The 19,234-nt window shown below is 55.8% G+C and carries 12 protein-coding genes; 4 read left to right on the top strand and 8 right to left on the bottom strand.

Going from position 1 to position 19,234, the window contains the following annotated elements; all coding sequences use genetic code 11:
- Positions 1-4 precede the first annotated feature (4 nt).
- The gene (gene rlmKL / locus HZU72_RS19195; RefSeq protein WP_180095022.1) at positions 5-2,242 is read right to left on the bottom strand and encodes a bifunctional 23S rRNA (guanine(2069)-N(7))-methyltransferase RlmK/23S rRNA (guanine(2445)-N(2))-methyltransferase RlmL; all 2,238 of its coding nucleotides are present in this window, start codon (positions 2,240-2,242) and stop codon (positions 5-7) included.
- A 338-nt stretch (positions 2,243-2,580) separates the two neighbouring features.
- On the opposite strand from rlmKL, the gene rmf reads away from it, so the two are divergent.
- Positions 2,581-2,790 (top strand): ribosome modulation factor, encoded by a 210-nt coding sequence (gene rmf, locus HZU72_RS19190; protein WP_007111057.1) that lies wholly within the window; start codon positions 2,581-2,583, stop codon positions 2,788-2,790.
- Between the two features lie 124 nt (positions 2,791-2,914).
- On the opposite strand, the gene HZU72_RS19185 is transcribed toward rmf, so the two are convergent.
- From HZU72_RS19185 to HZU72_RS19165, 5 genes are all read right to left on the bottom strand, one after another.
- Complete coding sequence (locus HZU72_RS19185; protein ID WP_180095020.1) at positions 2,915-3,931, bottom strand: quinone-dependent dihydroorotate dehydrogenase; 1,017 nt, start codon at positions 3,929-3,931, stop codon at positions 2,915-2,917.
- Between the two features lie 139 nt (positions 3,932-4,070).
- On the bottom strand, positions 4,071-8,894 hold the full coding sequence (locus HZU72_RS19180) for an NAD-glutamate dehydrogenase (protein WP_180095018.1): 4,824 nt from the start codon (positions 8,892-8,894) through the stop codon (positions 4,071-4,073).
- A gap of 158 nt (positions 8,895-9,052) precedes the next feature.
- A complete protein-coding gene (trmA, locus tag HZU72_RS19175; protein ID WP_180095016.1) occupies positions 9,053-10,177 on the bottom strand; it encodes a tRNA (uridine(54)-C5)-methyltransferase TrmA in 1,125 nt (374 codons plus the stop codon).
- A 46-nt stretch (positions 10,178-10,223) separates the two neighbouring features.
- The gene (gene murI, locus HZU72_RS19170; RefSeq protein WP_180095014.1) at positions 10,224-11,045 is read right to left on the bottom strand and encodes a glutamate racemase; all 822 of its coding nucleotides are present in this window, start codon (positions 11,043-11,045) and stop codon (positions 10,224-10,226) included.
- A 101-nt stretch (positions 11,046-11,146) separates the two neighbouring features.
- Entirely contained in the window at positions 11,147-11,692 is a 546-nt protein-coding gene (locus tag HZU72_RS19165) for a hemerythrin domain-containing protein (RefSeq protein WP_180095012.1), read from the bottom strand.
- A 298-nt stretch (positions 11,693-11,990) separates the two neighbouring features.
- Here HZU72_RS19165 and HZU72_RS19160 point away from each other — a divergent pair, with 298 nt between their 5' ends.
- On the top strand, positions 11,991-13,325 hold the full coding sequence (locus tag HZU72_RS19160; RefSeq protein WP_180095010.1) for a replication-associated recombination protein A: 1,335 nt from the start codon (positions 11,991-11,993) through the stop codon (positions 13,323-13,325).
- Between the two features lie 79 nt (positions 13,326-13,404).
- Here HZU72_RS19160 and lolA read toward each other — a convergent pair whose 3' ends face one another.
- Positions 13,405-14,070: an outer membrane lipoprotein periplasmic chaperone LolA gene (gene lolA / locus HZU72_RS19155; protein ID WP_180095008.1), complete on the bottom strand. Its 666-nt coding sequence runs from the start codon at positions 14,068-14,070 to the stop codon at positions 13,405-13,407.
- A 191-nt stretch (positions 14,071-14,261) separates the two neighbouring features.
- Positions 14,262-17,486: a DNA translocase FtsK gene (locus HZU72_RS19150; RefSeq protein WP_180095005.1), complete on the bottom strand. Its 3,225-nt coding sequence runs from the start codon at positions 17,484-17,486 to the stop codon at positions 14,262-14,264.
- A gap of 131 nt (positions 17,487-17,617) precedes the next feature.
- Here HZU72_RS19150 and aat point away from each other — a divergent pair, with 131 nt between their 5' ends.
- Positions 17,618-18,364 (top strand): leucyl/phenylalanyl-tRNA--protein transferase, encoded by a 747-nt coding sequence (gene aat, locus HZU72_RS19145; protein ID WP_180095003.1) that lies wholly within the window; start codon positions 17,618-17,620, stop codon positions 18,362-18,364.
- 63 nt (positions 18,365-18,427) lie between these two features.
- Complete coding sequence (locus HZU72_RS19140) at positions 18,428-19,162, top strand: arginyltransferase (protein ID WP_180095000.1); 735 nt, start codon at positions 18,428-18,430, stop codon at positions 19,160-19,162.
- Positions 19,163-19,234 lie beyond the last annotated feature (72 nt).

Below are 19,234 nucleotides of genomic sequence, written 5' to 3'. Positions count from 1 at the left end.
TCTCTTATGACGCCTTATGACGAAGTAAAAACACGTGGTGCAGGTTCGTGCGCCGCTGGAAATCGGGGTCGAAACTGCGCCTGGTGATATCCTCAACAGCGTAAAGCTCGCTGAGCGCTTCATCGAGTTTAAAGCGCCGCTGGTTATTAGAAAACACCAAGGTTCCACCGGGTGCCAAGCGCGCCATGGCGAGCTCCACAAGCCGCGGGTGGTCACGCTGCACGTCGAGAGTATCGCGCATTTTCTTCGAGTTAGAGAACGTCGGCGGATCCATAAAGATCAGGTCAAACTCAGCATTGGCGGTTTCCAGCCAGCGGAAACAGTCGTCGCGCACCACGCGGTGCAGCCGTGTATCAAGCTTATTCAGCGCAAAGTTGTCCTTAGCCCACTCCAGGTAGGTGTTGGACATATCCACGCTCACGCTGTCGCTGGCGCCGCCTAAGGCGGCCTGTACCGTCGCCGTGGCGGTGTAGCAGAACAGGTTTAAAAAGCGCTTGCCGCTGGCCATTTCGCCCAGCATCCGACGTACCGGGCGGTGGTCAAGGAACAACCCGGTATCCAGGTAGTCACGCAGATTGACCCAGAGCCGTGCCTTACCTTCCTGCACCTCAAAACGCTCGCCACTAGCGGCGCGCTTCTGATACTGGGCGCTGCCGGTTTGGCGTTCGCGGCGTTTGATATAGATTTTACTGGCGTCAACGTTAAGCGCCTCGGGCATGACTTCCAAGGCATCGTACAAGCGCTTCTGTGCTTGGGCCGGATTAATCGAACTCGGCGCCGCGTACTCTTGCACGTGCACGCGGTCACCGTAGCGATCCACCGCCAATGCGTACTCGGGCATATCGGCATCATACACACGATAGCTGGTTTCCCCGCTCTGCTTCAGCCATTTCTTCAAGCGCTTCTGATTTTTGATCAGCCGATTGGCAAACATCTGGGCATTGTCTTGGTTTTTGTGAACAGCTTGCTCTTCGCTAGCCTCTTCATTAGGTGTCGCTACTGCACTGCTCTCGCTCTGAACAGGCTTTGTATCGCTCACGGCAGGTGAATGCTCGGCGCCACCAACCTCCATAAGCAGCAGCTTGGCCTCCAAGGCGCCGTTTTTGAGTGCGTACTGTTTGTGCGCACGCATCCCCAGCCGGTGGCCGAGATCCGGATTGCCGGTAAACACCGCCAGGGTCCAGCCGGGAAACAGTGCTTTGGCTTTATCACCTAGCTGGGCATAGAGACGCACCAGTTCGGGTAGCTCGCCCAGGCGCTCGCCGTAAGGGGGATTGGTGATCAGCAGGCCGCTCTCAGCAGTCAGTGTTTCGGGACGCGTCAACTGGGCAAGGCTCTGCCCATGCAGGGTAATCAAGGCTGGGATGCCTGCCCGCATAGCATTGGACTTCGCCGCCGTAAGCGCCGTAGGGCTCTGGTCGAAGCCTAGTAGCTGGGCTTTGCAGCGCTTGCGACCAATCGACGCGCGCGCTTCGGCTTCGCGCTTCTGCTCCCGCCACGCTTCATCATCATGCCCAGCCCAGCCGTGAAAGCCGAACCGCTCGCGATTCAGGTTAGGCGCTTGGTCAGCGGCCATCATGGCGGCTTCGATTAGTAGCGTGCCCGCACCACAAAGCGGATCGATCAACGGTTCACCGGCTTTGAGGCGCTCGGGCCAGCCTGCGCGCACCAACAGTGCCGCCGCCAGATTCTCTTTTAGCGGCGCATGCCCCACATCCCGGCGATAACCGCGACGATGCAGGCTTTCACCAGAGAGATCCAGCCCAATAGTTAGGTTCATCCGGTGGAGGTGGGCGTATATACGCAAATGCGGGGTTTTAGTATCAACGTTGGGACGTTCCTGCCCTGCCAGTTGAAGGGCATCAACTACGCCGTCCTTAACGGTCTGGGCACCAAAACGGGTGTGGCGAATATGTTCGCTGCGGCCGTGAAAATCGACCGCCAACGTGTTACCCGGCGCCAGGTGCTGCGTCCAGGCAATACGGGCGACCACATCGCGCACTTGCCCAGCGGTATCGATCATCGATTCGCGTACCAGGGTCAAAATGACCCGGTTAGCTAACCGAGACCACAGGCAGACACGATAAGCGATCGCTTGGCTGGCAGTGAAATAGACGCCCGCTACAGTGGTTTTACCCGGCGTGGCGCCCAGCGCTATGAGTTCGTCGTGGAGCAAGCCTTCAATGCCTTTGGGACAAGTGGCGAGCAAGTTCAGGGGAGCGGTTTGGTTCGACTCGGTCATGATAATAGCGGCGCTGAAAGGCGCAATATTCCTGTATATAGCAAATGAGTTTACGTTTTATGACAATTTGGTAGTCGACAGATGACCCCATCATGGTCTAACAATAAGAGAGTAGCTACTGAAAAACGCATGCGTTTCTTGTCAGGGTCGGTTCAAGACCGGACCCTTGGCGTTTAAGTGTTCTTTGTAAGAGATTGCCGCTCGGCTCGTTCAGCCCGTGAGTGCCAAACAACAGGGCTGAAGCGGCGTCTCGCTCTTGAAGCAAGCTCTCGGAATAGTGGTTGTTTTCGATAACACCCTATTTCTTATCAAAGGCTTTCGTGAAAAGAGGTTAGCCAATGAAACGGCAAAAACGTGATCGCTTCCAGCGGGCTTATGTCCACGGCTACAAAGCGGGTGTATCGGGTCGTTCTCGTGACGACTGTCCCAGTCAAGATATCAATTTACGCGAATACTGGATGAGCGGTTGGCGTGAAGGTCGCGGCGACCAGTGGGATGGGATGACCGGCATCTCGGGCATCCACAAAAATCCTTTAGTCATGGCCTAACGTTTTATTTTTCAAGGTTTTAAAAGAAAGATTTTAAGCGAGAGGTTTTCAGTGAGCCCACTTTTTCAAGTGGGCTTTTTAGTGCGCCTTTATGCCCACACCGCTTCGCTAATCATCTTTGCACTCAACCTTTAGCTTTCAGTGCCCTCGCGCATTCACCGACCAGTTTAGGCCCTTGATAGATCAACCCCGAGTAAAGTTGCACCAAATCTGCTCCCGCCGCGATTTTGGCCTGAGCAGCAGCAGCACTATCGATCCCACCGACACCTATGATAGGTAACGATGGTAGATGCTGACGCAGTTGGCGAATAACGCGATTGGATGCCTCGAAGACCGGTTTCCCAGAGAGCCCTCCAGCCTCCTCCGCTTGTGAGTCACCCTCTACTCCTGCGCGGGAAACCGTCGTATTGGTGGCTATCACGCCATCAAGTGCATTGCGCTGAATACTTTCTGCCAGCAAGACTACTTCTTCAGCGCTCATATCCGGGGCTATCTTAATCAGCAATGGTACGTTGCGGCCCGTTTGGTCATTGAGCTCTGAGGCTCGTGCTCGAATCGGCCCCAACAGCGCATCCAGTTGCTCGCCGAACTGTAGGCTGCGCAACCCAGGGGTATTCGGTGAAGAGACGTTAACGGCAATGTAATCCGCGTAGGGATGCACCGCGTCTAAACATATGAGGTAGTCATCCAGCGCGTGCTCTACTGAAGTCGTCAGGTTTTTACCAATATTGATGCCCACAATGCCGCCGTAGTGGCGCTGTTTGACCTGCTGAACCAGGTGCGCAACCCCTTTGTTGTTAAAGCCAAAGCGGTTGATGATTGCCTCATGCTGCGCTAGGCGAAATAGCCGAGGCTTAGGATTGCCTGGCTGCGGCTTAGGCGTCACCGTGCCAACTTCGACAAACCCAAACCCCAGCGCGCCAAGGGCATCAAGATGGTCGGCGTTTTTGTCCAACCCGGCAGCTAACCCCACTCGATTGGCAAATCGCAGCCCCATAAGCTCGACGGGATCACTCACCGACTGGCCAAACAGGCGTGCTACCCCACCCACCCGATGCAGTGCATCCAGAGCGCTCAAGGCCATCCCGTGAGAGGTCTCTGGGTCAACGCGAAAAAACAGTGAGCGAGCGAGGTTGTACATAGCGGATCTCTTGAAGCGGGAGCTGAAAACGGGCATCAGTATAACGCAATAAAGCGCGCCCTGGTGGAGAACCAGGGCGCGCTTTCATGGACACACTTTAATTAAATAGACACGCTTTAATTAAGTCGGCTAGGTACGTTTAGGCTTCGCTATCGCTTTCAGCCAGATCTACCAGTTCGCGTACCGCCACGGCAAAGAGCGCAAAGCCTCCTTCACTGCCGCCGCGCACCTCTTCAATAAGGCGGCACCAGCGGCGATGCAGATCGGCGTGCTGATCCAGCCACTGCGCCACCCGCTCCGGGGTATCGCGACTTCCGGCATCCAACTTCAGTACGCTGGTGGTCAGCGCCAGCTGCTGGCGCTCAATATCGTCACGGAAGGTTTCCCGCGCCTGGGCCTGCCAGGCGTCGCGCACTTCCAGCTGGGTTACCTGCTGAATCATCCATGGTAACTCCAGGCGGCTGCCAATTTCGTACAGCACTTCCGCCACTCGCTGGGGTTTTTCATTCGTCAGGCGCGCCGCCTGGATAATACCCAGCCCCGCATAAAGGCTTGATGACGCCGCCACGTTGGATGCCAACGCTTCTGGCACACCCGCCTCCAACAACTCGTCACGACGCGAGTTCCAGGCGCTAAGCTCTTCACCACTGAGAAGCTCACCAATACCTTCCTGCAACTGCGCCAAGCGAGGAGCGAAGTACTCAATGGTATCTTGTGTCGAAAGCCCTAAGTGCTGACGCACAAACCAGCGCGTGGCACGACGGATCAAGCGCATCAGGTCAAGCATCATCGAGTACTGAATGCGGTTGGGCACCTGATTATCGAGGGCTTCAATTTGCGCCCATAGACTGGGCAAGTTAAAGCTATCACGGGCCACGATGTAGGCTCGCGCAATATCGGCGCGCCCCGCTCCGGTGGAGTCCATCAGGCGACGTACAAAGACGACCCCCATATGATCGACCAGATCGTTGGCCACCTGGGTAGCGACAATTTCACGCTTCAGACGGTGCTCGTACATTTCGACTTTAAAGCGCTCGACCAGCACTGATGGGAACAGCCGCTCCAGGTGACGATGAATATAGTGATCGTCCGGCACATCAGAGGTGATCAAGTCGCCTTTCAAAGTGCTCTTGGCGTAGGAGATCAGTACCGACAGTTCCGGCAGGCGCATCCCTTGATCGTTGCTGGCCCGCTCTTTGAGCACATCATCGGTAGGCAGGAATTCCAACTCGCGGTCAATCTGCCCGGCGGCCTCCAGCTCGCTGATAAAACGGCGGTAAGGGCCCATTGACTGGTCAGAAAGGGTAGCCGATAGATCCAGCGCCTGACTTTGGCGGTAATTATCCAGGATCACCAGATCCGCCACCTCGTCGGTCATTTCCGCCAACAGCTGATTGCGCTGCTTGTCGGTCATGTCGCCGCGCTTGACCACTTCATCGATCAAAATCTTGATATTGACCTCGTGGTCGGAGCAGTTCACTCCACCGGCGTTGTCAATAAAGTCAGTGTAAACGCGCACGCCTTTGGCGGCGGCTTCCATACGTCCGCGCTGGGTCAAGCCGAGGTTACCGCCCTCGCCGACCACACGGCAATTCAAGTCATTGCCGTTGATGCGCAAGGTGTCGTTGGCTTTATCGCCCACATCCGCATCGGTTTCGTCGGAGCCCTTCACGTAGGTACCGATACCGCCGTTCCAAATCAAGTCCACCTTGGATTTGAGCATGGCGCGGATTAGTTCATTCGGCGACAGGCGCTCTTCCTTGATACCAAATACCTGCTGCATCTCCGGTGTGATGCTAATCGACTTGGCGCTACGGCTAAAGATGCCGCCACCGGCGGAGATCAGTTCCTGGCTATAGTCTTCCCAGCTGGAGCGTGGTAATGCAAACAGCCGCTTGCGCTCGGCAAACGACGCCTCGGCGTCCGGGTTGGGGTCTACAAAGATATGCAGGTGGTTGAAGGCGCCCACTAGCTGAATCTTGTCGGAGAGCAGCATGCCATTACCAAACACATCGCCGGCCATATCACCGATCCCCACCACGCTAAACAGGTCGCGCTGGGTGTCGAGATCCAGATTTTTGAAGTGGCGCTTAACTGATTCCCAGGCACCGCGAGCGGTGATGCCCATTTTCTTGTGGTCATAACCGTTAGCACCGCCAGAGGCAAAGGCATCGCCCAGCCAGTGACCATACTCAATGGAAATTTCGTTGGCGATATCTGAGAAGGTAGCGGTGCCTTTGTCGGCAGCTACCACTAGGTAAGCGTCGTCCTCATCATGGCGGACAACATTTTCCGGCGGCACAACATCGCCGCCCACCAGGTTATCGGTGACATCCAGCAGCGCACGAATAAAGATTTGGTAACAGGCAATGCCCTCTTTCTGGACGACATCACGACTGGCATTTTCCGGCATGCGCTTACAGACAAAACCGCCTTTAGCACCAACCGGCACGATAACGGCGTTCTTAACCTGCTGCGCTTTCACCAGCCCCAGCACTTCGGTGCGATAATCTTCAAAGCGATCCGACCAGCGAAGGCCACCGCGGGCCACTTTGCCGCCCCGCAGGTGGACACCTTCCACCCGCGGCGAGCAGACAAAAATTTCAAACATCGGCCGCGGCTTGGGCATGCCGGTAACCTTGGAGGGCTCCAGCTTATAGGCGATATAATCTTTAAAGCGCCCACCCTCAGCCAGTTGGTAGTAGTTGGTACGTAGGGTGGCGAGGATCAGCTCCATAAAGCGGCGCAGTAGCTGGTCATCGTTAAGGCTGGCGACCCCTTCCAAGCGCTCATTTAAGCTCGCGATGCACTCGTCGGTGGCGTGGCTCTGCTGCTCAGGATCAAAACGCAGGCGGAATAATTCAACCAACTCACGGGTAATGGCAGGATAGTTGGCCAGCGTAGCAGCGATGTAATCCTGGGACATGCCGAAGCGGATCTGTTTGAGGTAGCGTGCGTAGCCACGCAGCATGGCCACTTCGCGCCAATCCAGGCCAGCGCCGATAATCAGGCGGTTAAACGCATCGTTATCGGCCTCGCCGGTCCAGATGCGCTTGAAGGCTTCCGTGAATACATCGCGCATGTCGCCCAGGCTGACATCCGCACCGCTGTGCTCAAGCTCAAAATCGTGAATCCAGTAGCGCTGTTCAGGAGCGTTAATATCGTAGGGGCGTTCACCAATTACACGCAGGCCGAGGTTTTCCATCATCGGCAGCACGTCAGACAGCGGAATCTGCGATTCACGGTGAAACAGTTTCAGGTTAACACCACCACCCTGCTCTTCTAATGGCCGATAGAGCGACAGCGAGAGGTCGTTCTCGCTATCCAGTGTCAGTAGGTGCTGAACATCAAACACCGCGGTGCGCGCAGAGAAGTCTTCACGGTAGCTGGCCGAGAACGCCTCGCGGAACTGATCCATCAAATTGTTGGCGCGCTCTTCCCCAAAGCCTTCGATCATGGCGTTCTGCAGCTCGTCACGCCAACTGCGCGCCAGCCGTGACACTTTGCTTTCCAAACGCTTGAGGTCATAGTCGCTGGGCGCGTCACCATTAAAGCGTAAAATCAATTGAATACGCGCCAGCACAGACTCGGATAAATAGGTATTGAAGTCGCCAAAGTGGGCGTCTAACTCGTCGCACAACACGTTTTGAATCCGCTGACGCAGATCCGTGGAAAACACGTCCCGGGGGACAAACACCAGGCAAGAGTAGAACTTGCCGCTGATATCGGCGCGGATAAATAGCCGCACCTGACGGCGCTCACGAATATTGAGGATGCCCAGCGCAGTGCTGGCCAGTGACTCGGTATCGATCTGGAAAAGATCATCCCGGGGATAGACTTCCAGCACCTGTAACAACTGCTTGCCGTTGTGGCCCTGGGGATTAAACCCAGCGATATCCATGACGGCTTTGAGCTTGCGGCGCAGCAGCGGAATATTGCGCGGCGACTCGTTATAGACCGTGGAGGTAAACAAACCGAAGAAGCGCCGCTCACCAATCACATTGCCGTCATCGTCGTAGCGATCAACGGTGATGTAGTCAGGGTAGGTAGGACGGTGCACCCGGGAGTGATGGGCGCTTTTGGCAAACGATAGTAGCTGCGGCACCAGCACATAATCATTGTGCTCATCCACCCCTTCTTCGGTGCGAATACGCTCGCAGTAGCGCGGCTGATCCAGGCGGAACACGCCCAGCACGCTATCCGCGTCGCGCTTTAACTCGCTGCCCTCCAGCAGGTACTCGTCGTAGCCCAGGAAAGTAAAGTTATCCTTGAGCATCCACTCTAAAAAGGCAATCGCCTCTTCGTGGTCGTCAGGATCGATCTGCGGCGGGCAGTTTTTCTCGAGTTCTTGAATCGATGCGGTGATTTGCGAACACATGGCGTCGAAATCGCCCACAGCGGTACGTACATCGCGAAGCACGTCATTTAGATTGCTTTCGATTTTCTCAAGCAACGCCACGTCGGTGTGCCGGTCTACCTCAATGACAATTAGCGACTCGCGCGCTTCAGGTGCGTTTTCTGCCCTGGGCGAGGCCAGCGCCTGCAACTGATGGCGCTCATCACGGGCGACTGCAAGCACGGCGTTTTGAATGGCGTGCACGGTCAAGCCGCGGCGGTTGAGCTCGATACGCACCGAGTCGACCAAAAACGGCATATCTTCGTGGAGAACGGCGACAAAGGTATGCGTCGACTGCCAGCCGTGCTCTTCAAAATCAGGGTTAAATACCCTTACTTTGGGGCTTTGCGGGTCGTGATGCTGCAAAAACTGCCAGATCGACAGCGTTGCGCCATACAGATCGTCCAGGCGGCGATCTACCAGGTCTTCCACCGGCACGGTGGCATAAAAGTGCCGAGCAAAAGCGTCCACAGTGGCGGCACGAGCGGGGTCTAACCGCGCGTATAGCCGCTCCTGGAGCTGCTTCAAAAGATCTTGCCGGCTCTCTTCAATCGCAACGTAGTGCATCCATCACCTCGACTGCCTAGGCCATTAAACGGCCAAAAAACGAAGGACAATAGGCCTTTAGGCCAACATAACGGCTAGCTTACGCTACCTATCGTCGCGGCCCTAATCACCTGACGTGTTGTTCATGGCACATACCGTTTACGCATTAGGTCGTATGCTTACTCGGCCACCCGCCGCTTCAACAGCACTCCACATTCACAGTGGTCGGTAAACGGAAACTGGTCAAATAGCGCAAAGCGCTCTATCTCATGGGTGTTGGTCAGTATGGTCAAGTTTTCAGCTAACGTGGCTGGGTTGCATGAAATATAGACGATCTGAGCGTACTCGCTGAGTTGTTCACAGCTCTGCTCGTCTAAACCAGCACGGGGCGGGTCGACCAGTACGGTGGAAAAATCGTACTCTTCCAGCGCCATTTCCGCCACGCGACGCCCGGCTTTATCGCCCTTCAGCGCCAGCGAAAACTCCTCCGCTGACATACGACCAATCTGCGCGTTCGTTACCCCATTGGCTTCCAGGTTCACGTTAGCGCTAGCCACTGACGTGCGGGAAATTTCTGTGGCCAGCACGCGGCGGAAGTTCTCCGCCAGGGCAATGGTGAAATTGCCATTACCGCAATAGAGTTCGACCAGATCTTTCTTCGCGTTATTCTCCTGCTGGCCCGCGGTGACTTCGCGCCCCCAGCTGAGCATTTTCTGGCAGATATGTGCATTGGGTTGAGTAAAGCTGTTTTCGACCTGCTGGTAGTGCAGCGTGTGGCCATCCACCTCTAGCCGCTCCCATACGTGGTCTCGGGTAAGTACGATGCGCTGCTTGCGGGAGCGGCCAATAATCATAATACCCAGCTCAGCCTCAAGAGCGCGGGCTTCGCGCTCCCACTCATCGCCTAATGGGCGGTGGTAAATAAGTGTTACCAGCGCCTCACCTGACAGCGTGGTTAGAAACTCTACCTGAAACAGCCGCCGACGCAGCTCATCACAGCGAAGGCACGCTTCGCGTAACTGCGGCATCAGTTGATTGATTCGCTCACTGGCGACTGCGTACTGATCTAACCGAATCACCCGCTTGTTCTTCGGGTTCTCAGGGTCTACCTCGAACATGGCGTAAAAGAGATCGTCCTCTTCGTGCCATATGCGAAACTCGCAGCGCTGACGGTAATAGCCTGGCGGCGATTCAAACACCTCTAACACCGGTGGCTGAAAAGCAGCAAAGGTACGTTCCAGGTAGTCGCGTTTGGCGGCTAGCTGCTCAGCGTAGCGTTCAGGTTCTACAACGGGGATAGCCAAGGCTGCTCCTTTGAATCCGATTAGAAATAGTAGCGGTCAATAGTGTTCAGGCGCCCACGTTAAGCAACTGGGGCGCATCAAATCCGTAGCGGGCCAAGCCAGCGGTCAGGTTAGCTGCTGAGGTGGTGGTAAAGCAGCGGCCGTCGTGCTGATCGCTATTTAGCTCATCGACTACTTGCGCAACCCGGCGGGCAATCGCATCGCCGGAGTCGACCCAATGTAGCGGCACGGGGGCAAGCTGCGTCAGCCAAGGCTTGAGCAGCGGGAAATGAGTGCAGCCCAGTACGACGGTATCTAGCGCCTGATGGTCAGGTGTTAAAGAAGGAGTAGACGACGGAGGTGCGACGGCGTGCCATAACGGCGCCAGCGCCGTCTGTATTCGGTCAATATCGGGCGTGATACCTGCCAAGTACGCTTCCGCCTCAACGACCAAGGCATCAGCGGCGACGCGAGTAATCACACAGTCGCTGGCAAAACTATCAATCAAGCGTTGGGTGTAGGGTCGCCCTACCGTGGCCTTGGTGGCTAACAGCCCAATATGGCGTGTCTGGCTAATCGCTGCGGCAGGTTTGATAGCAGGTACGGTGCCCACGACAGGGATTGCTAACTGCTCGCGCAAATTTTCCAGCGCCAGAGTACTCGCGGTATTGCAGGCGACAACCAAAACACTCGGCTGGCACGCTTCCACAGCGGAACGACATACCGCCACAATGCGGTCGGTCAGGGCTGCATCTTCGCGTAGGCCATAGGGCAACCAAGCGTTGTCGCAGGCATAGCACAGGGCAGCATCAGGGTAGTATTGGCGCAGCGACTGCGCCACCGACAGGCCGCCGACACCGGAATCAAAAATTAACACGGGGCCTTTCATGACTCTGCCTATCATGGCTCTGCCTGAAAAAAAACGGAGCCGCTATTTTAGCATGCTCCGTCATTTTATTGATGACCGTAGCGGCCACTTGTCCGCTAGCGCTATATCACAGGTACGTCAGCACCACGCAGTTCAGCGTATAGCTCGGGATAAGCGTCCTGTAGACGTTCCAGCTCTTTCTCAGCGCCTTCTGGGAGCGCCTGACGCAGCTCATCCATATCTTCCTGGCTAAAGTGCTGATCAATCAGCGGGAACAGGCCCTCGCGTTCGTGACGCAAATAGGCACGATGCGCTTCCAAATAATCTTTTAAGTCATCGGCAAAGCGATCCATCGGAATGATGTTATCCATTAACACCATGTCAATGTCGTTGGAGAGGCGCTGTAAGCGCGGCTTTAGCTCACGATAGTCATTCGCCATCTGCTCAGTAAGGGCAATGTGCTCTGGGGCCTGGGTTTGCAATCGCTCCACGCAGACCCGCTCTAGGGGTGCTGCAAAACCATCCATATAGGACAAAATATAGTCGACGACCTCGCGCATAAGCTGGAAGTTGGGCCGCTCACCCTGGGCAAGAGTTTTATGCTTAAGCTGCAGCACATGGAGTAGTCTCGCCATGTTGGCATGATCTAGACGCAGTTGGTTTAACATCGAACTGTCTCCTTTTATTGTGTCATGCCTACCGTCGAGCCTGAGTGATTGACGGCATGCGATAATAAGCGCGTGGTAACAAACATGTTTTATCGCTAAAACATATCGTAACCTGAGCGTGTCGTAACTAACGGGGGTTATCAACAACAGTTATCATAAACAATGCCCCTCTCAAGCTATCCTAGCAAGTGTATCTTTCTGATAGGTTACGCCTAAGGTAGTTCTCTAAAGCGCGGTTTACCACCTATACTTGTTGGCAATTTGTTGCTCAACGTACTGATTTATAACGGAAGCTTACATGGATCTTTTTGATAGCGCTCAGGCGACACCGGCTGACGATGCTCCGTTAGCCTTTCGTATGCGGCCACGCCAATTGGACGATTACGTGGGCCAGCAAGCGCTGGTGGGGCCAGATAAACCTCTACGTCGTATGGTGGAGTCAGGCGTAGTGCGCTCAATGATTTTGTGGGGGCCGCCAGGGGTTGGCAAAACCACGCTGGCAGAGCTGTTGGCCCGGGCCTCCCAGGCCCATCTGGAGCACCTCAGCGCGGTGATGGCCGGAGTAAAAGAGATTCGCGCTGTGGTAGAGCGGGCCCAACAGATGTCCTCCACGGTTATCCTCTTTTTAGATGAGATTCATCGCCTCAACAAGAGCCAACAGGACGCATTATTGCCCCACGTGGAGTCGGGCCTGTTAACGCTGATTGGTGCCACCACCGAAAATCCCTCCTTCGAAGTCAACTCGGCGTTGCTATCCCGTGCGCGGGTGTATGTGCTGAAATCGCTTACCCATGAGGAACTGATCACGGTGATGCGCCAGGCACTCAGCGACGTAGAACGTGGGCTGGGCAAGCGTGACATTCAGGTTGATGACGAAGTATTAAACGCTCTGGCCCACGCTAGCGCTGGCGACGCACGGCGGGCGCTGGGATTACTGGAAACCGCCTGCGATTTCGCTACTGAGGAAGCGAACGGCGAAGTGCTGCATAAAGAGGTGCTCGCCGATGTGATCGGCCACCAGGCCAGCGCCTTCGATAAGCAGGGTGACGCTTATTACGACCTACTTTCGGCCATTCATAAGTCGATACGCTCTTCACGCCCCAACGCGGCATTGCTGTATATGGCCCGCTTTATGCAGGGCGGCGGCGACCCGTTGGACGTAGTGCGCAGACTGACCGCGATTGCCTCAGAAGACGTCGGTAATGCTGACCCTCGCGCGCTACCGCTGGTGATTGCCGCCTGGGATGCTTATTTACGCCTGGGCGATTACGAAGGCCAGCGGGCAATTGCCCACGCGGCGATTCATTTAGCAGTGGCGCCCAAGAGTAACCGCATTGACCGCGCCTGGAGTGAAGCCAAGCAGTACGTACACCAGCAGCCTCAGGTTGAGGTGCCGACGTACCTGCGCAACGCGCCCACTAAGCTGATGGAGCAGTTGGGTCATGGTGAAGGCTATCGCTATGCCCACAATGAGCCAGACGGCTACCCGGCGGGAAGCGCCCACGACTGCTGGCCTGAGGAACTGCCTAAAGCCACCTTCTTCAAGCCAAGTGCCTTTGGTCAGGAGAAGCGCTTTGGGGAAATCATGGCGTGGCGGGAAAATCTTGACCAGCAAGCAGATCAGGCGCCCTAAGGCGCCTGATGGTTATTACCTAACGACGAATCTCCAATCAACAACTTACCACTTACTCTTTACCACTCCCCCTTCAGCATTAAAGCTCTTCACGAATAACATCGGTGCCTTCGGGAATTTCGAAATCAAACATGTCCGCAGCAATTTCGCCATTGAGGGTAATATTGCTAAAGGTAATGGCGGTGCGCTGGCCGGTACTGTCCATCATCCACAGCTCGGTTAGCGTATCGGCATCGAACACCATGCTTAGTTCTTCGAACAGCGTATCGGCAGAGATAGGCACTAGGGTAAAGACATCTTCTCCCCCGTCCTGCTCGTAGAACACCTCATAGCTTTCGGTTAAATCGTCCACGCTTCCCGACAGCAGTAACGCAGGGGTATGGGTTACTCGATCGTCCATCTCTTGAACGGTGACTTGTTCAAGGTCGGGATCGTACATATACACATCATCGCCGTCAGAGACCACGGTTTGAGAGTAAGGCGCTTCCACTTCCCAACGCAGCATACCGGGGCGAGACAGCCACATCTCACCACGCGCGCTTTGGAGGCGCTCCCCGCTGCCATCAAGAATTTGCTGCTCAAAAGCCGCTTGATAACGCTCAAGCGGATCCAGCCGTTCAGTCAAACGCTCGGCAGCATCATCTGCCCAAGCGGGAGCACCAAAGGTTAACCCCAAGGCGCTAGCCGCAAATGCCAGTTGTGGCGCACCTATTGATGACGGACGTTTTGTATGCGTATCGCGCATATGATCTCCCTAGGCAACCGTTGCCAGATAACTGTTGCTCAAAACTATTGCTCAAAAATCAAGCAGTGAGGTCGGCTTAACCGGCCATGGCTAACTCAGAAACGTAACAATCAGACGAGAAAAACGCCGCAGGGTTTCACCCACGGCGCTACTTTCACGCTTATTGCATAATTGTGGCTTTCATCAAGCGGTTAGTGGCCCACCGGAGGCGGGGCAAGCACTTCCCGGGCACCGTTAGAGCCCATAGAGGTCACCACACCGGCGCCCTCCATGGCCTCAACTAAGCGCGCAGCCCGGTTATAGCCAATTTTAAAGCGACGCTGCACGGCGGAAATCGAGGCTTTGCGCGTTTCAGTGACAAACTGCACGGCTTCATCGTAGAGCGCATCCTGCTCCGCATCGTCGCCATCCACACCCTCGGCCTCAAGACCCGTTAAGGCATCGGCGGATACGCCACCAGAAAGAATCTCTTCGATATACTCGGGTGCTCCACGGCGCTTCCAGTCATCGACCACGCGGTGTACTTCGTCGTCGTCCACAAAGGCACCGTGGATGCGGTTAGGTGGCCCGGAACCTGCGGGTAGATAGAGCATGTCACCGTGGCCCAACAGGCTTTCAGCGCCGCCCTGATCCAAAATGGTGCGCGAATCGATTCTGGATGAGACCTGAAACGCCATCCGCGAAGGGATGTTGGCTTTGATCAAGCCAGTCACGACGTCCACCGAGGGGCGCTGGGTAGCCAGAATCAAATGGATACCTGCGGCACGCGCCTTTTGCGCCAAGCGCGCAATCAGCTCTTCGACTTTTTTGCCAACGATCATAAACATATCGGCAAACTCGTCGATCACCACGACGATGTAGGGCAGTTTCTCCAGCACGGGATGCGGCTGATGCACTTCCCAGGGCTGCGGTTCCCAGAGCGGGTCTGCCACTTGGGCACCGGCGCGCTCCGCTTCATCCAAGCGGCCATTGAAGCCCGCGATGTTGCGCACGCCCATGGCCGCCATTAGCTTGTAGCGGCGCTCCATCTCGGCCACGCACCAGCGTAGGCTGTTGGCCGCCTCTTTCATATCGGTAACCACTGGCGCCAGCAAATGAGGAATGCCGTCATATACCGACAGCTCCAACATTTTCGGGTCGACCATGATCAGCTTTAGTTCACTGGGCTTCGCTTTAAGCAGCATTGAGATCAGCATGGCGTTAACGCCCACCGACTTACCTGACCCGGTGGTACCGGCTACTAGCAAGTGGGGCATCTTGCCCAGGTTGGCGACCACTGGGCTGCCGCCAATATCTTGGCCTAGTGCCATGGTAAGTGGGGACGTCTCCTGCTGGTAACGGTCGGAGTCGATAACTTCGCGTAGGCGAATCATGGCCCGGTTGGGATTAGGTATTTCAATACCCACCGTGGGACGCCCAGGAATAACCTCGACCACTCGCACGCTTTTAACCATAAGAGAGCGCGCCAGGTCTTTGGCGAGGTTACTGATTTTAGACACTTTGACGCCCGCGGCGGGCTTGATCTCAAAGCGGGTAATCACTGGCCCAGGCCAGGTATCCACCACTTCAGCTTTCACACCGTATTCGCGCAGCCGCACTTCAAGCAGTTCAGCCATATCGGCCAACTGCTCGTCACTATAATTGGGCTGATACGGCTCTGCAGGTGTCAACAGCTGCAAGCTCGGCACGTCGCCCTCAGGCTCGTCCAGAGTTTCAAAAGCAGGCCGCTGGCTCTGCAAATGCTCCACGGTCCACAGGGCGGGGCCTTCATCCGCCTCTGGTGTGCTCTCTTCGGGCGCGAAACTGGGTTCTTGGCGAGCTGCCGGGGTTGGCGTGGACGATGGAGTAGTCGTTGAGTGCGCTCCTCCATCGCGGCCTTGGGCATACAGCTCATCATCCATCTCTTCATCGTCCCACACCGGCTCAGGCACCACCTCAGCTACACGTTCAGGTTTACGTGCAGGTTCAGGCGCAGTGACGCGCTCAGGGCTCCAGGCAGTATCAGTTTCACCGATATGTGGCTCACCAACACGCGGTTCAGCTTGGCTGCTGCTGGGATCAGCGGTGAGTGATGGCTCACTGCGTCGTTCAACGGGCGCGTCGTGAATAGGTTCTTTCTCGGCGGGCGCATCGTCGCTGACAAAGAAGTTACTCCTGGCAGGCGCCGGGGGCTCTTCTTGACGAGTAGCACGCAGCGGAAAGGACGCCTCGGCTTCCTTGGGCTCATCATCTGACGCAGGTGCTTGAGCCTCGGGCGCTACTGACGTTACCTCAGCCTGGACAAAGGCATTTTCCCGCGGCGCCGAGGGGGCTGCTGCAGGCGCTGAAACCGTCGGCTCCGCGGTGGGTGTCGAAGAGATAGGCGCAGGTGTTTTAGCAGGCACATGCTTATTACTTGAAAACGCTGCGGCTTCCCAGGGAATCGAAGTATCCGTGGTTGCGTTGCTATTTGAAGGACTCGCTTCTGACGCATTGCTCTTTGAAGAGCTGTTCGCCTCACTACTGGAAAGTGGTACAGAGAAGCCTGGCTCACGGCGTTCGCGGCCACTTGGGCTTTTGCCTACTGGCTCTGCCGCAGGCTTTATCCCAGCTGGTGCAGCTTCAGATTTAGCTTCTTGAGACTTCGCTTCTTGAGATTTAGCTTCAGGCGCTACTTGAGGCTTGGCCGCAGTTTTGGCAGCTTGAGCAGCCGCTCGCTGAGCAGCGCGCATACGACGCGCTTGGCGACGTGCTGATAACCAGCTACCCAGCCGACATATACGCTTGCCGAGCTCATCAGCCACTTGCAACCACGACATACCGCTAAACAGCGGAAAGCCGCTTAAAATTAACGCCGCAGCGATTAAACCAACGCCACCACTCCCCACTAAAGGCCTTAACGCACCGACCAAACCTTCGCCCAAAATACCGCCGGAGGCATAGGGCAGCATGCTCTCAGGGTTATAAAAGTGCAGCGCCCCCAACATGGTAGTGCCGAAAATAAGTAGCACTAAGCCACCCGCATGGACAGCAATTGCCACCGGGTCGAGTTCAAAACGTACCTGGCGTGAGCGAATCAACCACCAGGCGGCAAAGCCGAACATACCCGGCCACCACAAAGCGCTGGCGCCAAGCAGTGAGTAGAGAACATCGGCCAACCAAGCGCCAACCTGCCCCATCCAGTTACCCACATCTGTCTCAGGGCCCTGATAAGACCAGCCTGGGTCAGAGGGCTGGTAACTAAATAGTGCTAATAATAAGAAAACACACAGCGCCAGCAGGATCACCACTACGCCTTCGCGCACGGAGCCTTGTAAGCGCAGGCCAAAACGACGAGCCTTATCCTTTGCGGCGTTAACGCGCGCAGAAGAAGCCGATGATGGTGTTTGACGCGCGCTACGCTGCGTTCGCTTGTTTACTGCTTTATTCACTTTCAAGCGACTCTCCCTTTACACCTCAATGGCGTCTTTAATCCACTTGCGAGTTTGCATGATACCGAGCATCCTTCCGCCGTCACAGAGGCTATCGTAAAGCGCTCAGTACAAGAACGTCGTAACAGGAGCAAGTAATGCTACCTTGGCTTTCCTCGCTACATCCTAATTTTCCAACTACCTCCCAAGCGCTGGCCTCCCCCAATGGCCTGCTGGCCGCCGGAGGGGAGCTCTCGCCCGCTTGGCTGGTAGAAGCCTATCGGCAGGGCATATTTCCCTGGTTCAGCGACGACGACCCCATTCTGTGGTGGAGTCCAGACCCGCGCATGATACTCCTACCTGAGCAATTTAAGCAGCGTCGTAGCCTCACCAAACGATTACGCCATGGTGGCTTTCATATCACCCTGGATCAACACTTCGATCAGGTGATTCAAGCCTGCGCCGCCCCGCGTGGTGAAGAGGCGGGCACCTGGATTACCGACGAAATGCGCGAGGCCTACGGACTGCTGCACGCTCTAGGCATTGCTCATAGCATCGAAGTTCATCAACATGGCCAATTGGTGGGCGGGCTGTATGGCATTGCCATGGGGCCGGTATTTTTTGGCGAGTCGATGTTCTCCCGCGCCCCGGATGCTTCGAAGGTAGCGCTGGCCCATCTCGCCAGGGCCATGCGCGAACATGGCGGAAAACTCATCGACTGCCAAATGCACACGCCTCATCTGGCAAGCCTGGGCGCTATTACAGTCGCTCGCGAAGCATTCATCAACTATCTTAAAAGCTGGTTACCCGATAAGGCATTTACGTTTACCACGTCACCCACTGAAACACCCACTGTTCCTGCATCGCTCTGGCTTAAGGCGATTGCCACCGAGGGTAATGCGTAGTGATGAACCATAGTGACGAACTTATTCTGTTCCAACCATTTTTTTACAACGAGGAGGCAGGCCGTGAGTAGTAACACTCCGCGTCGGCCGGTGCGGGATTTGCGCTTTTTCCTTACTGTGCCGCATGCCTGTAGCTATTTACCCGGCAGGGAGGCGACAACGCTGTTTCTCGACCCTCAGGAGTCGCCTGTTCCAGGAGTCTATGACTCGCTGGCACTGCTAGGGTTTCGTCGCAGTGGGCGCCATCTTTACCGCCCTCACTGTGAGGGATGCAACGCCTGCCGCTCGGTGCGTATTCCGGTTGAACAGTTTGCACCTAACCGCACTCAACGAAAAATTTGGCGCCGCAATGCCGATATAAGCGTCCGCATTGTGCCTGCTCATTTTGCATCTACCCACTACTCGCTTTACGCGAATTATATTCGTCAGCGCCATGCTGACGGCGATATGTTCCCGCCCAGCCGCGAGCAGTACCGCACCTTTCTTACCCTTGATGAGCCCTATGCCCATCTAATGGAGATGTACCTCGACGAAGAGCTGGTTGGTGTGGCTGCATTCGACCAGTTGGAGCATGGGCTCTCGGCAATCTACACCTTTTTTGCCGTTAGCGAGGCTCTGGATAAGCGCTCACTAGGCACTTTTGCCATTCTTCAGCTCATCGAGCTCAGCCGCGAAAAAGCGCTGCCGCACCTTTATTTAGGGTATTGGATCGAAGAGTGCCGTAAGATGCGCTACAAGCAGGCTTTTGCGCCGTTGGAAATACTTGATGGGCGCCACTGGCGGCCGTTAATTCGCTAAACATGTAAGCTTTTTTGCCTTGACGGCGGGCTTACGGCACAATATAGCGCTGTTTTGAGCGCCCCCACCTAG

Origin of the sequence: Vreelandella sedimenti, from assembly GCF_013416325.1 — a bacterium.
GTDB classification, from domain to species: domain Bacteria; phylum Pseudomonadota; class Gammaproteobacteria; order Pseudomonadales; family Halomonadaceae; genus Vreelandella; species Vreelandella sedimenti.
This window is presented reverse-complemented; position numbering and strand designations above follow the sequence as displayed.

Bases quoted from the DNA above. Each gene is read 5' to 3' on its own strand.
- rlmKL (WP_180095022.1), bottom strand. From the start codon at position 2,242: ATGACCGAGTCGAACCAAACCGCTCCCCTGAACTTGCTCGCCACTTGT.
- rmf (WP_007111057.1), top strand. From the start codon at position 2,581: ATGAAACGGCAAAAACGTGATCGCTTCCAGCGGGCTTATGTCCACGGC.
- HZU72_RS19185 (WP_180095020.1), bottom strand. From the start codon at position 3,931: ATGTACAACCTCGCTCGCTCACTGTTTTTTCGCGTTGACCCAGAGACC.
- HZU72_RS19180 (WP_180095018.1), bottom strand. From the start codon at position 8,894: ATGCACTACGTTGCGATTGAAGAGAGCCGGCAAGATCTTTTGAAGCAG.
- murI (WP_180095014.1), bottom strand. From the start codon at position 11,045: ATGAAAGGCCCCGTGTTAATTTTTGATTCCGGTGTCGGCGGCCTGTCG.
- HZU72_RS19165 (WP_180095012.1), bottom strand. From the start codon at position 11,692: ATGTTAAACCAACTGCGTCTAGATCATGCCAACATGGCGAGACTACTC.
- HZU72_RS19160 (WP_180095010.1), top strand. From the start codon at position 11,991: ATGGATCTTTTTGATAGCGCTCAGGCGACACCGGCTGACGATGCTCCG.
- lolA (WP_180095008.1), bottom strand. From the start codon at position 14,070: ATGCGCGATACGCATACAAAACGTCCGTCATCAATAGGTGCGCCACAA.
- aat (WP_180095003.1), top strand. From the start codon at position 17,618: ATGCTACCTTGGCTTTCCTCGCTACATCCTAATTTTCCAACTACCTCC.